General features: G+C 70.6%; 12 protein-coding genes and 1 tRNA gene. 3 read left to right on the top strand and 10 right to left on the bottom strand.

Annotated features, from left to right (window positions below; translation table 11 throughout):
* Window positions 1-224 precede the first annotated feature (224 nt).
* Window positions 225-1,226 carry a LacI family DNA-binding transcriptional regulator gene (locus IT072_RS10070; protein ID WP_327058948.1) on the bottom strand — a complete coding sequence of 334 codons (1,002 nt, stop codon included), beginning with the start codon at window positions 1,224-1,226 and terminating at the stop codon, window positions 225-227.
* 78 nt (window positions 1,227-1,304) lie between these two features.
* Between IT072_RS10070 and IT072_RS10065 the strand changes: the two genes are divergently transcribed.
* Window positions 1,305-2,141 (top strand): UbiA family prenyltransferase, encoded by an 837-nt coding sequence (locus tag IT072_RS10065; protein ID WP_223360810.1) that lies wholly within the window; start codon window positions 1,305-1,307, stop codon window positions 2,139-2,141.
* On the opposite strand, the gene IT072_RS10060 is transcribed toward IT072_RS10065, so the two are convergent.
* Window positions 2,120-3,511 (bottom strand): MFS transporter, encoded by a 1,392-nt coding sequence (locus IT072_RS10060; RefSeq protein ID WP_223360809.1) that lies wholly within the window; start codon window positions 3,509-3,511, stop codon window positions 2,120-2,122. The two genes, IT072_RS10065 and IT072_RS10060, sit on opposite strands and share 22 nt — an antisense overlap.
* Before the next feature lie 51 nt (window positions 3,512-3,562).
* The gene (locus IT072_RS10055; RefSeq protein ID WP_223360808.1) at window positions 3,563-4,888 is read right to left on the bottom strand and encodes an LCP family protein; all 1,326 of its coding nucleotides are present in this window, start codon (window positions 4,886-4,888) and stop codon (window positions 3,563-3,565) included.
* A gap of 141 nt (window positions 4,889-5,029) precedes the next feature.
* Between IT072_RS10055 and IT072_RS10050 the strand changes: the two genes are divergently transcribed.
* Both IT072_RS10050 and IT072_RS10045 read left to right on the top strand, forming a co-directional pair.
* Complete coding sequence (locus IT072_RS10050; RefSeq protein WP_223360807.1) at window positions 5,030-6,466, top strand: hypothetical protein; 1,437 nt, start codon at window positions 5,030-5,032, stop codon at window positions 6,464-6,466.
* Window positions 6,467-6,665: 199 nt separating this feature from the next.
* Complete coding sequence (locus tag IT072_RS10045; protein ID WP_223357653.1) at window positions 6,666-7,856, top strand: IS481 family transposase; 1,191 nt, start codon at window positions 6,666-6,668, stop codon at window positions 7,854-7,856.
* Between the two features lie 39 nt (window positions 7,857-7,895).
* On the opposite strand, the gene IT072_RS10040 is transcribed toward IT072_RS10045, so the two are convergent.
* The 7 genes from IT072_RS10040 to IT072_RS10010 form a co-directional block, all read right to left on the bottom strand.
* Window positions 7,896-7,971, bottom strand: a tRNA-Ala gene (locus tag IT072_RS10040).
* 112 nt (window positions 7,972-8,083) lie between these two features.
* Entirely contained in the window at window positions 8,084-8,380 is a 297-nt protein-coding gene (locus tag IT072_RS10035; protein ID WP_223360806.1) for a TFIIB-type zinc ribbon-containing protein, read from the bottom strand.
* Window positions 8,381-8,454: 74 nt separating this feature from the next.
* Window positions 8,455-8,832 carry a ribosome silencing factor gene (gene rsfS, locus IT072_RS10030; RefSeq protein WP_223360805.1) on the bottom strand — a complete coding sequence of 126 codons (378 nt, stop codon included), beginning with the start codon at window positions 8,830-8,832 and terminating at the stop codon, window positions 8,455-8,457.
* Window positions 8,833-8,887: 55 nt separating this feature from the next.
* Window positions 8,888-10,324, bottom strand: coding sequence for a hypothetical protein (locus IT072_RS10025; protein WP_223360804.1), 1,437 nt, complete (start codon window positions 10,322-10,324; stop codon window positions 8,888-8,890).
* Window positions 10,321-10,923: a nicotinate-nucleotide adenylyltransferase gene (gene nadD / locus IT072_RS10020; RefSeq protein WP_223360803.1), complete on the bottom strand. Its 603-nt coding sequence runs from the start codon at window positions 10,921-10,923 to the stop codon at window positions 10,321-10,323. The genes IT072_RS10025 and nadD overlap by 4 nt, the downstream gene beginning before the upstream one ends.
* An 11-nt stretch (window positions 10,924-10,934) precedes the next feature.
* On the bottom strand, window positions 10,935-11,171 hold the full coding sequence (locus IT072_RS10015) for a hypothetical protein (RefSeq protein WP_223360802.1): 237 nt from the start codon (window positions 11,169-11,171) through the stop codon (window positions 10,935-10,937).
* Between the two features lie 53 nt (window positions 11,172-11,224).
* The gene (locus IT072_RS10010) at window positions 11,225-12,493 is read right to left on the bottom strand and encodes a glutamate-5-semialdehyde dehydrogenase (RefSeq protein WP_223360801.1); all 1,269 of its coding nucleotides are present in this window, start codon (window positions 12,491-12,493) and stop codon (window positions 11,225-11,227) included.
* Window position 12,494 lies beyond the last annotated feature (1 nt).

The following is a 12,494-nucleotide window of genomic DNA, read 5'->3' as shown; positions in this document are numbered from 1 at the left end:
GCCGCGACGGTGTCGTGCCCGGCGGTGTCGCCGGTCAGCAGGGAGAGATCCACGGTGAGCCCATCGCATCGGGCGGCCCTTCGGAGCGGGCCGCGGCTGTCGCGACGCGCTCTCGGCGCCGTCGCTGCTACCGAAATGTAGCTAACGCGACAAGATGATGCAAGAACTCAACAATACGCAATTCACTTGCGTACATTTGCGCCGAATTGCGCTCCGCCGCCGCCTCAGGCGGGCCCGGTGGACCCCCGCACCACCAGCTCCGGCTCGAAGAACAGCTCGTCCCGGATGGCGGAGTCGCTCGAGATCTGGCGCAGCAGCAGCTCGATCACGGTGCGCCCCATGGGCTCGATGGGCTGACGGATGGTCGTCAACGGCGGCTCGGTGCAGTTCATCAGCGCGGAGTCGTCGTAACCCACGATCGAGACGTCGCGCGGGACGGACAGCCCCGCCCTGCGCGCCGCACGGATGGCGCCCAGCGCCATGGGGTCGCTCGCGCAGACGATGGCGCTGACACCGGCGGCGAGCAGGCGGGCCGCCGCCGCCTGCCCCGCCTCCAACGAATACAGCGAATGGACGACGAGCCCCTCGTACAGTGGCGTGCCCCACTCGGCACTGATCCGGCGCGCCGCCTCCAGCTTCCGCATCGAGGGGACGTGGTCGCGCGGCCCCAGGAGCAGTCCGATCCGTTCGTGCCCGAGGGAGCGGAGGTGGCCGAGCGCCTGCCCCGTCGCGACGGAGTCGTCGCACGAGACGGTAGCGAAGTGCAGCTCGTCGACCGGCGCGTTCACCAGGACCGTGGGGAGGTTGAGGTCGCGCAACCGGTCGTAGTGCTCGTGCGACGCGTCGACCTGGGCGTAGGCACCCCCGACGAAGACGACGCCCGACACCTGCTGCTGCAGGAGCAGCTCGACGTAGTCGGCCTCCGAGATCCCGCCGGCCGTCTGGGTGCACAGCACAGGGGTGTATCCGTTCTGCGCGAGGGCGCCGCCGATGATCTCGGCGAAGGCCGGGAAGATCGGATTCTGCAGTTCGGGGAGGACGAGGCCGACCAGGCGCGCGCGCTCCCCGCGCAGCTTGGTGGGGCGCTCGTAGCCGAGGACGTCGAGGGCGGTCAGGACAGCCTCCCTGGTCGCCGCGGACACTCCCGGCTTATCGTTCAGCACTCGGCTGACGGTCGCTTCGCTGACTCCGACCTTACGCGCGACCTCGGCGAGACGTTTCGACATACCGGACAGTGTACGCAAGTGCTTGCAGAATCACGCAAGTCTCTTGCATTGCGCGCGCCCAGGTCTAGCATGGCGGGCATGGCGACGCGCGTGACCTCCCTGCTGCTCGCCTCGCATCCCGGGCCGACGCTCGTGGTCACCGCCGTCGCGGCCGGTCTCGGAATCGGTCTGGGATACTCCCCCGGACGCCTCGCCCTGCTCGCGCTGGCCATCCTGCTCGGCCAGCTCTCCATCGGGTGGTCGAACGACTGGCTGGACGCCGCCCGCGACCGCGCCGTCGACCGGGCGGACAAGCCGGCCGCTCGCGGTGACATCTCCCCCACCGCGGTCCGGGCGGCCGCCTTCTCTGCCCTCGGGCTCGCTCTGGTCGCGACCGCTCCGCTGGGCCCCGGCGCACTGGCTGCGCACGCGGTCGCCATCGCCGGAGGCTGGGCCTACAACCTCGGCCTGAAGTCGACCGTCCTGTCGTTCGTGCCGTTCGCCATCAGCTTCGGCCTCCTGCCGGCGATCGCGACACTCGGGCAGGAGCGCCCGGTGGTCCCGGCGGCCTGGGTGCTTCTCGCAGGGGCGCTGCTCGGCGTTGCCGCCCACATCACGAACGTGCTGCCCGACCTGGCGGACGATGAGCGCACCGGCATCCGTGGCCTCCCGCACCGTCTGGGTGCCATGGTCAGCGGTCTCCTCGCGTTCGGCTGCCTTGCCGTGGCGACCGCGCTCGTCGCGCTGGGACCGGGGTGGCCGATGCGTCCCGCGCTCACCGTCGGTCTGGTGCTCGGACTCGCCGCGGCCGCGCTCGGCGTCGTGCTCCTGCTGCGCAGCAGTCCCACCCGACTGCTCATGCAGCTCATCATGACGTGCGCACTGATCGATGTGCTGATGCTGGCGATCGCGGGTCAGTCTGTCGTCGCGGCCTGAACCGGCTCCGCCACCGGCGCCTTGTTGCGGATGCCGATGGCCGAGACGATGCCGCCCGCGAGCAGGAGTGCGGCGGTCGTGATCATCGCCCGGTGGAGGCCGTCGACATCCAGCTGCTGCCCGATCACGAGGCCCGCCATCGCGACCGTGATCAACCCGGCGATACGGGACACGGCGTTGTTGACCGCCGACGCGATCCCCGCCTCCGCCGGATGGATCGCGCCGAGGATGGCGCTGGTGAGCGGCGCGACCGTCATCGAGAGTCCGATGCCGAAGAGCAGCACCGCCGGCAGCAGGCTGATCCAATAGTCGACGTGCGCGTCCGCCAGGAGCAGCCACAGGAAGCCGACCGACGCCACCATCGGCCCGACCGCCATGAACAGCCGCGGGCCGTACCGCCCCGCCAGGCCGCCGAAGAATCCCGACAACAGCAGCATGCAGAGCGTCGAGGGGATGAAGACAAACCCGGCCGCGATCGCCGAGAAGCCGGCGACCTGCTGGAGGAACAGTGTGACGATCAGCGGGCCGAAGGAGAGTGCGCCGTACACGAACGCGGTAGCGATGTTGCCGACCCAGAAGTTGTGCACGCGGAACAGTGCGAGCGGCAGCATCGGCTGCTTCACCCGCGTCTCCACGATGAAGAAGGACGCGAGCGAGAGCAGACCGACGGCCAGCGGTATCCAGACCCGCGGACTCACCCAGCCGTAGGCGCCCTGCTCGATCAGCGCGAAGACGGTGCCCGCCAGCCCGACCGATCCGAAGACCGCGCCGAGCACGTCGACCCGGCCCCCGGTGCCGTGGTCCGTCTCGCCGAGGGTGAGCATCAGCACCAGGGTGATCGCGATCGGCACGACGTTGATCACGAACACCCACCGCCAGGAGAGAGTGTCCACGAAGACCCCGCCGATCACCGGCCCGGCGATCATCGCGATTCCCGTCCACGCCGTCCACCGGCCGATCGCCTTCGCCTGCGCGGCGCCGTCGAAGCGGGAGATGATGATCGCCAGCGAGCTCGGGACCAGGAGCGCGCCCGCGATCCCCTGCAGGGCGCGCGCGATCACGAGGAAGACGCCGTCGGGGGCGAAGGCGCAGAGCAGGGAGGTGATCCCGAAGCCGATGAGCCCGATGTAGAGCACGCGCTTGCGGCCGAAGACGTCGGACAGCGAGCCTGCCAGCAGGATGAACGACCCGAGGGTCACGAGATACCCGTCGACCACCCACTGCTGCAGCGGCAATCCCCCGCCGAGCTCCTTGTCGATCGCAGGAAGGGCGACGTTGATGACCGCGCCGTCGAGGAAGGCCACGAAGCTGGCGAGGATCGCGATGATCAGCACGCGCAGCTGCAGCGAAGTCATGCGTTCGGACGCCATGGACTCATTCAACGGCCACCGGGCCGCCGGTGCAAGCGCTCTCCCGCGCGGCTAGTTGTTGCCCTTGGTGCACGTGACCTGCGCGGCGGTCTGCCCGGTGATGCTGGAGGGCAGCTCGACCGCCGCTCCCGTGTCCGTCGGCGCGGGCGCAGCCGGGGCATCCGCCGGGGGCGACCCCGCGTCCGTCGCGGCGCCCGGATCGGTCGCCGCACCCGTGTCCGTCGGGGCGGGCGTCGATGTCGCGCTCGGGTCCTCCGCCGCCCGGCCCGTCGTCCCGGTGAGCTTCACCGGGACGTCGTTGACGAGCGCCTCGTTGAGGGCCTTCGCCGCCGAGGACTGCGGGATGACCCGGTTGACGTTGTCCGGGTCCGTCACCGTCGGGTACTGCACGAACACCATGTTCTCGAGACCCGTGTCCTTGACGGCGAGGGCGATCTGCACGAGCGTCGTGGGGTTGCTCAGCGACTCCGAGGGCGTGACGTTCTGCACGGCGGCCTTGGCGAGCCCGTAGAGCTGCACCGGGTTGGAGAGCACGCCGCCGCTGACGACCTTCCGCGCCAGAGCCGAGAGGAACACCTGCTGGTTCGAGATGCGGCCGAGGTCGCTGCCGTCGCCGACGCCGTGCCTGCTGCGGAGGAACGAGAGCGCCTCGTCGCCGACGAGCTCGTTGTCCCCGGCCGGGAGGTCCAGCGGCGGGTTCGTGTACTTGTCCTCCACCGGCGTCGCGAGGCACACGGAGACGCCGCCGACAGCGGTCGACATCGCGCTCACGCCCGCGAAGTTGATGATCGCGCCGAACGGGATGGTCAACCCCGTCAGCTTCTCGACCGTCAGGACGACGCACGGAAGGCCGCCGCGGGAGAGCGCCGTGTTGAACTGTGCGTACGAGCTCCCGTCGATGGTCCCGTCGCCGTTCTGGGCCGGGCAGTCCGGGATGGCGATCATCAGGTCGCGCGGGAAGCTGACCACCATCATGCTCTTGTGGTCCTGTGCGATGTGCAGCAGCATCGTGACGTCGTTGTTGCCCTCGCCGCTGCTCGCGTCCTGCTCGTCCGCCGACTCGTAGATCCCGCCGAGACCGGAACGGCTGTCGGTGCCGGCGATGAGGAGGTTGATGCCACCCTCCATCGCGGCGACATCCGGGATGGCCTGCTGGGTGTGGCCGGGGAGCGAGACGAGCTTCACCCCGGTCTTCACCGAACGGGCGACGTCCCACACCGCATACGCCGCGACACCGCCGACGCTCACGAGCACGACCGCCATCGCCGCGGCGAGCAGCCCGAACACGTACCCGACGGCGCCGCGGCGGCGGAGTCGGCCGTGGCGCACGGGCTGCGGGCCACGGGCGCGCTGGTGGCGGCGCGGCAGGTCCGTCATGGCGTGCCTTTCCGGGATCGGGAGCGGTGGGATGCGGGAAAGCCTACCGACGTTTCCTTTCCGAGTGCTGCGAGACGCGCCTGCCTGGCCACGCGGGCCACCCCCGGTCCTGGGGTCATCGCTGCGCGCCAGAATGGGGGCATGCAGAACCCGAAGCCGCGATACGCCGCCCAGCTGGAGCAGCTCACCCTGCTCGGGATGCGCTCCACCGGTTCCGCCGCACACAGCGAGCTCGTCGACACGATCGCCGACGAACTGGCCGCGCTCGGGCTCGAGGTGCACCGCGACGGGCACGTCCTCGACCGGTGGGAGGCCCCCGAGTCCGCGGTCTCGCTGGAGGTGGGCGGCGAGCGGATCCCACTCGCGTCCGCGTGGCCGTACTCCGGAGCCACCCCCGCCGACGGCGTCACGGGACGCCTCGTCCGTCTGGGCGGTCGCCGGCCGCGCTGGGCCGACGCGGCGGGAGCCATCGCCGTCGTCGAGGTGCCCCACCTCCGCGTCCCCTCGCGTTTCCTCGTCGACAGCTGGGACGGCTCGACGGCGCTGGGACCGACCGTGAGCAACCCGGTCCTGAGTGCCGAACTCGGCGGTCTCGACCTCGCCGCCGCGCGAGCCGCGGGGGTGCTCGGCGTCGTCGCCGTCTGGCGCGGCCTCCCCGACGCGATCGCCGCCGGCCAGTACGTCCCGTTCACCCAGCCTTACCACGACCTACCGGCGGTGTGGGCGCCCGAGAGCGTCTCCGATCGGCTCCGCGCCGGTGCGAGCCGCGGGGCGACCGCACGCCTCCGCCTCGTCGCCGCGCTCACGCCCGCTGCCCCCACCGACACCGTCTGGGCCGTCTCCCCTGGCGCCGTGCGCGGCGAGTCCGTCCTCGTGATCACCCACACGGACGGCTCCAACGAGGTCGAGGAGAACGGACACATCGGCCTCCTCGCGCTCGCCAGAGACGCAGCGGGGACCGCGCACGACCGTACGATCGTCTTCGCCGCGGTCACGGGTCACCTGCGGATCCCGGCCATGACCGACCACGGCCAGGCCACCACCGCCTGGCTGCGCGACCACCCCGAGCTCTGGGACGGCCGCATCGGACATCTGCGCGCCGTCGCCGGACTCGCGATCGAGCACCTGGGGGCACGTGCATTCGCCGTCGACCCCGCCACCGGCGCTTACGGCCCGACAGGTGCGGCAGAGCCCGAGCTGCTGTACGCCACGACGCGCGAGCTCGCCAGCCTCGTCCGGCTGGTCTGGCCGGAGCGCGACGGGGCTTCCGCCACGGTCGCCAAACCGGCGCCACTCATCCACTTCGGCGAGGGAGAGCCGCTCTTGGAGCACCGCATCCCGGCCGTCGCCCTCGTCACCGCGCCCGAGTACCTCCTCGCAGAGCTGGATGCGCCCACAGTGGACCTGGAGACCCTCGCGCTGCAGATCGACGGGTTCCGCGAACTGCAACGCAGGCTCGCTTCGACATCGCTCCCCGCCGACGCCCTCGGCACCGTCCGCCCGCCGTCCCGGCTTCGCCGGGCCGTCGCCGCCGTGCGTGCGCTGACGGCCGTGCGCTCGCAGTTGCGGCGCGACTGAGAACCGAACGGCGAGCTGTGCCGGACCCGCCCGACCCATCCGTCGGGGACAGTCGCATCCATGAACGAAAGAAGCCCGGCTCCGCGAGTTCTCGCGGAAGCCGGGCTTCCCGTGGTGGATCTGAGGGTGTCTGGGTTCACGACATAGGTCTCAGTTGATAGGTCCCTGGTGAGTCGGGACATGCGTCACAGTCGGTGGCATGTCGAAGGCTCGGGTCGCCGTGATGAAGATCGTGTCCAAACAGCTCACCGTGACGGCGGCAGCTGCCGAGTACGGGTTCTCCCGCCGGCACCTGCATCGGCTGCTCGCACGCTACCGAGACGGCGGCCTGGACGCGGTCGAACCGCGCTCCCGAGCCCCGCACACCAGCCCGCAGCGAACCGCGGACGAAGTCCGGGAACGGATCCTGCAATTGCGAGCTGAGCTGATCGGGAACGGGTTGGATGCCGGCCCGGTCACCATCGCCTGGCACCTCGAACAGGAGAACCTGCAGGCTCCGTCGACCTCGACGATCCGCCGGACCCTCCACACCGCCGGGCTCATCACCCCGGAACCCCGGAAACGGCCCCGCTCCTCCTACCTCCGGTTTCAGGCCGCGCAACCGAACGAGACCTGGCAGTCCGACTTCACCCACTGGCGCCTGGCCGATGGCACCGATATCGAGATCCTGAACTGGCTGGACGACCACTCCCGCTACCTGCTCTCCTGCACCGCACACCGCCCGGTCACCGGCGACGACGTGGTCACCAGCTTCCTGACCGCGACCGAACGGCACGGCATCCCTGCCTCCACCCTGACCGATAACGGCAGGGTCTACACCGCCCGGTTCGGCGGCGGCCGCAACGCCTTCGAATACCTGCTCCCCCTGCTCGGCGTCACCCAGAAGAACGGCTCACCCAGCCACCCGCAAACTCAAGGCAAGATCGAACGCTTCCACCAAACCCTCAAACGCTGGCTCACCGCACGGCCCGCCGCCGACACCCTGACCGAGCTCCAGACTCAGCTCGACGCGTTCCGGGAGCACTACAACGAGCACCGCCCCCACCGCGCCCTGAACCGGCAGACACCCGGGCAAGCATTCCGCGCCACCCCGAAAGCGCTCCCCGCCCAGGCCCGCACCCCCGGCCACTACCGCATCCGCTACGACCTCGTCGGAACAGGCGGCAAAGTCAGCCTCCGCCGCGCCGGCCGAATGCACCACCTCGGCATCGGCTACCACCACCGCGGAACCCGCATCCTCGCCCTCGCCGACGACACCACCGTCACCGTCATCGCCCTGAACACCGGCGAAATCCTCTCCACCCACACCATCGACCCCACCCGCAGCTACTGGCGCAACAACGAGAAAACCCCCGGCCGATGGCCGAGGGCTTCTTCACGTGAGACCTAAGACACGACTCAGGTGAGACCTATGTCGCGACTCAAGACATGGTGGATCTGAGGGGACTCGAACCCCTGACCCCCTGCATGCCATGCAGGTGCGCTACCAGCTGCGCCACAGACCCGTTGTTCACTTCTCGTTGCTGTCTCGGTCTCCCGCGACAACTCATCCAGCGTACTACACCGACTCGCCCAGGAAAAAATCCGAGCCTCCCCGGGCGCGTCGTCGTCGCAGGCTCAGTCGAACAGCTCGCTGAGCCAGTTCTCGCGCTTCTTCCTGTACGGGCGCTGCTGCTCGTAGCCCTGCTGCGGGTACGACGGCTGCCGGTACTGCGGCTCGCGAAACTGCGCCTCCTGGTATGCCGGCGCTGGCGGCGCCGCCGGCCTCGGGGACGCGCTCGCACCTGCCCGCTCGATGATCTTGTCGAGCTCCCCGCGATCGAGCCAGACGCCGCGGCACTCGGGGCAGTAGTCGATCTCGATGCCGCTGCGCTCGCTCATGACCAGGGTCGCACTGTCGGTAGGACACTTCATGTCCACAGTAGAACCTGCGCGCATGAGAGAACTCTCAGGCGAAGCCGGGAAAACGCCGTGACGGCGCAGGCGGCCTACTGCGCGGTGTCGTGGACCGGCAGTTCGATCGGGAGGACGGGGCAGTCCTTCCAGAGGCGCTCGAGCGAGTAGTACATCCGGTCCTCCTCGTGGAAGACGTGCACCACGAGGTCGCCGAAGTCGAGCAGCACCCAGCGGCCTTCGGCACGGCCTTCGCGGCGCAGGGTCTTCACCCCGGCCTCGTTCAGGCGGTCCTCGACCTCGCCGGCGATGGCCAGCACGTTGCGCTCGACGCGCCCGGTCGCCAGCAGGAACGCGTCGGTCAGCGGCAGCGGACCGGAGACGTCGAGGGCGACGAGGTCCTCCCCGCCCTTCGCGTCGGCGGCGGCCGCCGCGATCTGCAGGATCTCTCGGGCGTGCGGGGATGCGGTCACTGTCGTGCCTCCGGTGCGGTGACGATGGCGGGTGTCGAGATGGCGGAGCGGAGGATCAGAACACCTTCAGCCAGTACGCCGCGACGAGCAGTCCGATGACGCCCACGGCGAGGACGCCCGCCGTGATGATCAGCACGGTCGGCAGGGCGTTGCCGCGCTTCTTCGGCGGAGTGATGACGCCGCGCGTGGACGTGTGGGTGCTGATCGCACGGGAGGCACGCACAGGCGCCACCTCCGAGGTGTTGAACTCGTTCTCCTCGCCGTCGAGCAGGTTGTCGATGTCGGACGAGTCGAGGTGCTCCGGGTTGAGTCCGGTCGCCCCGACGCCTCGCGGCAGGTCGATCGACCCGGTCACGAGGATCTCCCCCGTGCTGGTCAGCGGCGCCGTGGCGTCAGGACGTGGGATGGCCGGGAGGATGAGCGCGTTCGTCGTCGTCGCGGCCGTCGACTGGCCGACGTTGCGTGAGATGATCGGCTCGCTCTCGTCTTCGACGTCGGCTGCCGTCGACCAGTGCCCGGTCGGCGGGGTGAAGGGGCGTCGCTCCTGTGCGGTCTCGGCGGGATCCGCAGCCGGCGCGGGCGTTTGCGCCCCGGCCGTCGCGCCCGGCGCCGGCGCCAGACCGAGCGAGGCGAAGGGGGACGCCGCCGCGGACGTGCGGACGGGCGGAACCGCGGTGGCCGACGAACCGTGGGCCTCCGGCGCCTCCGCCTGCGCACCGCTCGACGGCGTCAGCGGTGCGAACGGCCAGGCCGTCTTGGCGCCGTCTGCCGGGGTCTCCTCCGCGGCCGGCGGCTTCGCGTCGGCCGGAGCGGCCGGAGGCGTGAACGTGACGGGGACGATCGGCTCGGCGGGCTGCGGCGTGTGGTTCGCCTGCTGGTTCGCCTCCTGCGCCTGCATCATGGCCCGCAGTTCACGACGCGTGAGAGTGCGCTCGGGGGCGACGCCGGCCGGAGCGGACGGATCCGCCGGGATGGACCCGGCGGCGGACCCGGGCACGGCGACCGACGCGGGCGTGGCTGCGACGGATCCGGGCGTGGCGGATCCGGACGTGCCTGCAGGCGCGGGCGGCCCGTCCACCACGGCGAGGGGCTGGGTGACCGCCTGCGGCTTCGCGGGGTCGGCCGCCTGGCGGAAGAGCCCGGAGGCGTCGTCGCCGGCATCGGCGGGGCTCTCCTGCGACGCCGGGGCGCCCGCGAAGAGGAGCGCGTCGAAGTCGTCGCCGCCCGCCGTGTGCGGACGCGTCGGCGGCAGCACACCCGGCTCGGCGAACGCCGTCGCCGGGATGGTCGGGCGGTCGGACGCGGTGTCTGCCGGCCGGCCGGCAGCGGATGCCGCCGTCGCGGTCAGGTCGGGGATCTCCCCGCCCGGCGTCGGCTCGGTCGTTCCTGCGCGGCGGGCGTCCCGACGCCCTGCGGCGCGCTCGCTCTCGCGGGCCTGTCGCCGAGTCTGGGGCGGCTGGCCTCCCGCTGGCTGGTCAGGCCACGAAGTCATGCAACACTCCGATACAAGTGGTGTTTCGAGATGTACTGGACGACACCGTCCGGCACGAGGTACCAGACCGGGAATCCCCTGCTCACCCGGCTCCGGCAATCGGTGGACGAGATCGCCAGGGCCGGAACTTCCAACAAGCTTACGTCGCTCGACGGCAATCCAGAAATACTCAAGTCATGTCCCGGGCGACTCACAGCGACGAAGTGGGCCAGCTTCCAGAGCTCCTCGACGTCGCGCCAGCTGAGGATCTGGGCGACCGCGTCGGCGCCCGTGATGAAGAACAGCTCGGCGTCCGGCCGCTGCTCGTGCAGATCGCGGAGGGTGTCGATCGTGTAGGTCGGGCCGGCGCGGTCCACGTCCACGCGGCTCACGGTGAACCGCGGATTGGAGGCCGTCGCGATCACCGTCATCAGGTAGCGGTGCTCCGCCTCCGTGACTGCGCCCTTCTGCCAGGGCTGCCCGGTGGGGACGAACACGACCTCGTCGAGGTCGAACGACTGCGCCACCTCGCTGGCGGCGACCAGGTGGCCGTGGTGGATCGGGTCGAACGTCCCGCCCATCACGCCGATGCGCGGCCGGCTGTTCTCCGAGAGCTCCATGCCCGGAAGGGTCAGTGTCCCTGGTTCGGGTGCCCGCTGCCGTGGTGCGTCGCGCCCGGGGCGCCCGCGTGCGACGCGGCGTCGGGAGCGGCCTTGTGGCTGTGCCGATTGGCGACGTCCTTGTAGCTGAACACCACGATCGCGAGCACCGCGAAGACGGCGAGGGCGATGGCGCCATAAGCCCAGGTGGGCATCGGCAGCTCGACGTGGGTCTCGGCCTCCGCGAGGACGGTCGTCAGAAATGACATCGGGGTTCTTCCTTTCCGGTGGGCGCTGGCCCGCCGATCAGTCTAGCGGGCGGTCAGCCGCGGATCTGCCCGGACCCGCGGACGATCCACTTGGTGCTCGTCAGCTCCGGGAGACCCATGGGGCCGCGGGCGTGCAGCTTCTGGGTCGAGATGCCGACCTCGGCGCCGAAGCCGAACTCCCCGCCATCGGTGAAGCGGGTGGAGGCGTTCACCATCACGACGGCGGAGTCCACCTCGCCCAGGAACCGCTCGGCGTTCGCGAGGTCGTTCGTGATGATCGATTCCGTGTGCTGCGTCGAGTAGCGACGGATGTGGTCGATCGCCTCGTCGAGGTCGTCGACGACCTTCACGGAGATGTCGAGGCTCATGTGCTCGGTCGCCCAGTCCTCCTCCGTGACGGGGACGCCGGCGACCGCGTACGGAAGCGCCCGCTCGTCGGCGTGCACGGTGACCCCGGACTCCGCGAGGGCGGTGAGCACGGGAGGGAGCAGCCGTTCGGCGGCCCCTCGGTGCACGAGCAGTGTCTCGACGGCGTTGCAGACGCTCGGCCGCTGCACTTTGGCGTTGAGGACGATGTCGACCGCCCAGTCCTCTCGCGCGCTCTCGTCGAGCACGATGTGCACGACGCCGGCCCCGGTCTCGATGACGGGCACGGTGGACTCGGTCACCACGGTGCGGATGAGATCGGCACTGCCCCGCGGGATGAGCACGTCGACGTAGCCGCGCGCCCGCATCAGCTCGCCCGCGCCCGCTCGGCCGAACTCGTCGACGGTCTGGACCGCGGCGGCAGGCAGCCCGGCGGTCGCAAGGGCCGACTGGATGACCTCCACCAGCACGCGGTTGGTCTCGATGGCCGCACTCCCGCCGCGCAGCACGACGGCGTTGCCGCTCTTGATCGCGAGCGCCGCGATGTCGACGGTGACGTTGGGGCGCGCCTCGTAGATCGCACCGACCACGCCGAAGGGCACGCGGACCTGGGAGATCGCGACGCCGTTCGGCAGGGTGCTGCCGCGCACGGCCTGTCCGACGGGGTCGGTCAGGCCGACCACCTCGAGCACCGCGTCCGCGAGCCCCTGCAGGCGGGCGGGAGAGAGCGTCAGACGGTCGAGCAGTCCCGTCGAGAGACCGTTCTCCCGGCCGTTCGCGAGGTCGAGCTCGTTGGCCGCCAGGATGTCGGCGGACGAGGAGAGCACGCCCTCCGCGATCGCCGTCAGGGCGGCGTTCTTCTGCAGCGTGTTCGCCGTCGAGAGCGCGAGTGAGGCGTGCTTGGCCGCGGCGAGCTTGTCGATGAGCGCGACGGGTGCGGCGGTGGTCTGAGACATG

The organism is Leifsonia sp. ZF2019 (assembly GCF_019924635.1).
Taxonomy (GTDB): Bacteria; Actinomycetota; Actinomycetes; order Actinomycetales; family Microbacteriaceae; genus Leifsonia.
The sequence above is the reverse complement of the archived record's forward strand: the minus strand, read 5'-3'. Positions and strand labels throughout refer to the sequence as shown.

Bases quoted from the DNA above. Each gene is read 5' to 3' on its own strand.
- IT072_RS10070 (WP_327058948.1), bottom strand. From the start codon at position 1,226: ATGTCGAAACGTCTCGCCGAGGTCGCGCGTAAGGTCGGAGTCAGCGAA.
- IT072_RS10065 (WP_223360810.1), top strand. From the start codon at position 1,305: ATGGCGACGCGCGTGACCTCCCTGCTGCTCGCCTCGCATCCCGGGCCG.
- IT072_RS10060 (WP_223360809.1), bottom strand. From the start codon at position 3,511: ATGGCGTCCGAACGCATGACTTCGCTGCAGCTGCGCGTGCTGATCATC.
- IT072_RS10055 (WP_223360808.1), bottom strand. From the start codon at position 4,888: ATGACGGACCTGCCGCGCCGCCACCAGCGCGCCCGTGGCCCGCAGCCC.
- IT072_RS10050 (WP_223360807.1), top strand. From the start codon at position 5,030: ATGCAGAACCCGAAGCCGCGATACGCCGCCCAGCTGGAGCAGCTCACC.
- IT072_RS10045 (WP_223357653.1), top strand. From the start codon at position 6,666: ATGTCGAAGGCTCGGGTCGCCGTGATGAAGATCGTGTCCAAACAGCTC.
- IT072_RS10035 (WP_223360806.1), bottom strand. From the start codon at position 8,380: ATGAAGTGTCCTACCGACAGTGCGACCCTGGTCATGAGCGAGCGCAGC.
- IT072_RS10025 (WP_223360804.1), bottom strand. From the start codon at position 10,324: ATGACTTCGTGGCCTGACCAGCCAGCGGGAGGCCAGCCGCCCCAGACT.
- nadD (WP_223360803.1), bottom strand. From the start codon at position 10,923: ATGGAGCTCTCGGAGAACAGCCGGCCGCGCATCGGCGTGATGGGCGGG.
- IT072_RS10015 (WP_223360802.1), bottom strand. From the start codon at position 11,171: ATGTCATTTCTGACGACCGTCCTCGCGGAGGCCGAGACCCACGTCGAG.
- IT072_RS10010 (WP_223360801.1), bottom strand. From the start codon at position 12,493: ATGTCTCAGACCACCGCCGCACCCGTCGCGCTCATCGACAAGCTCGCC.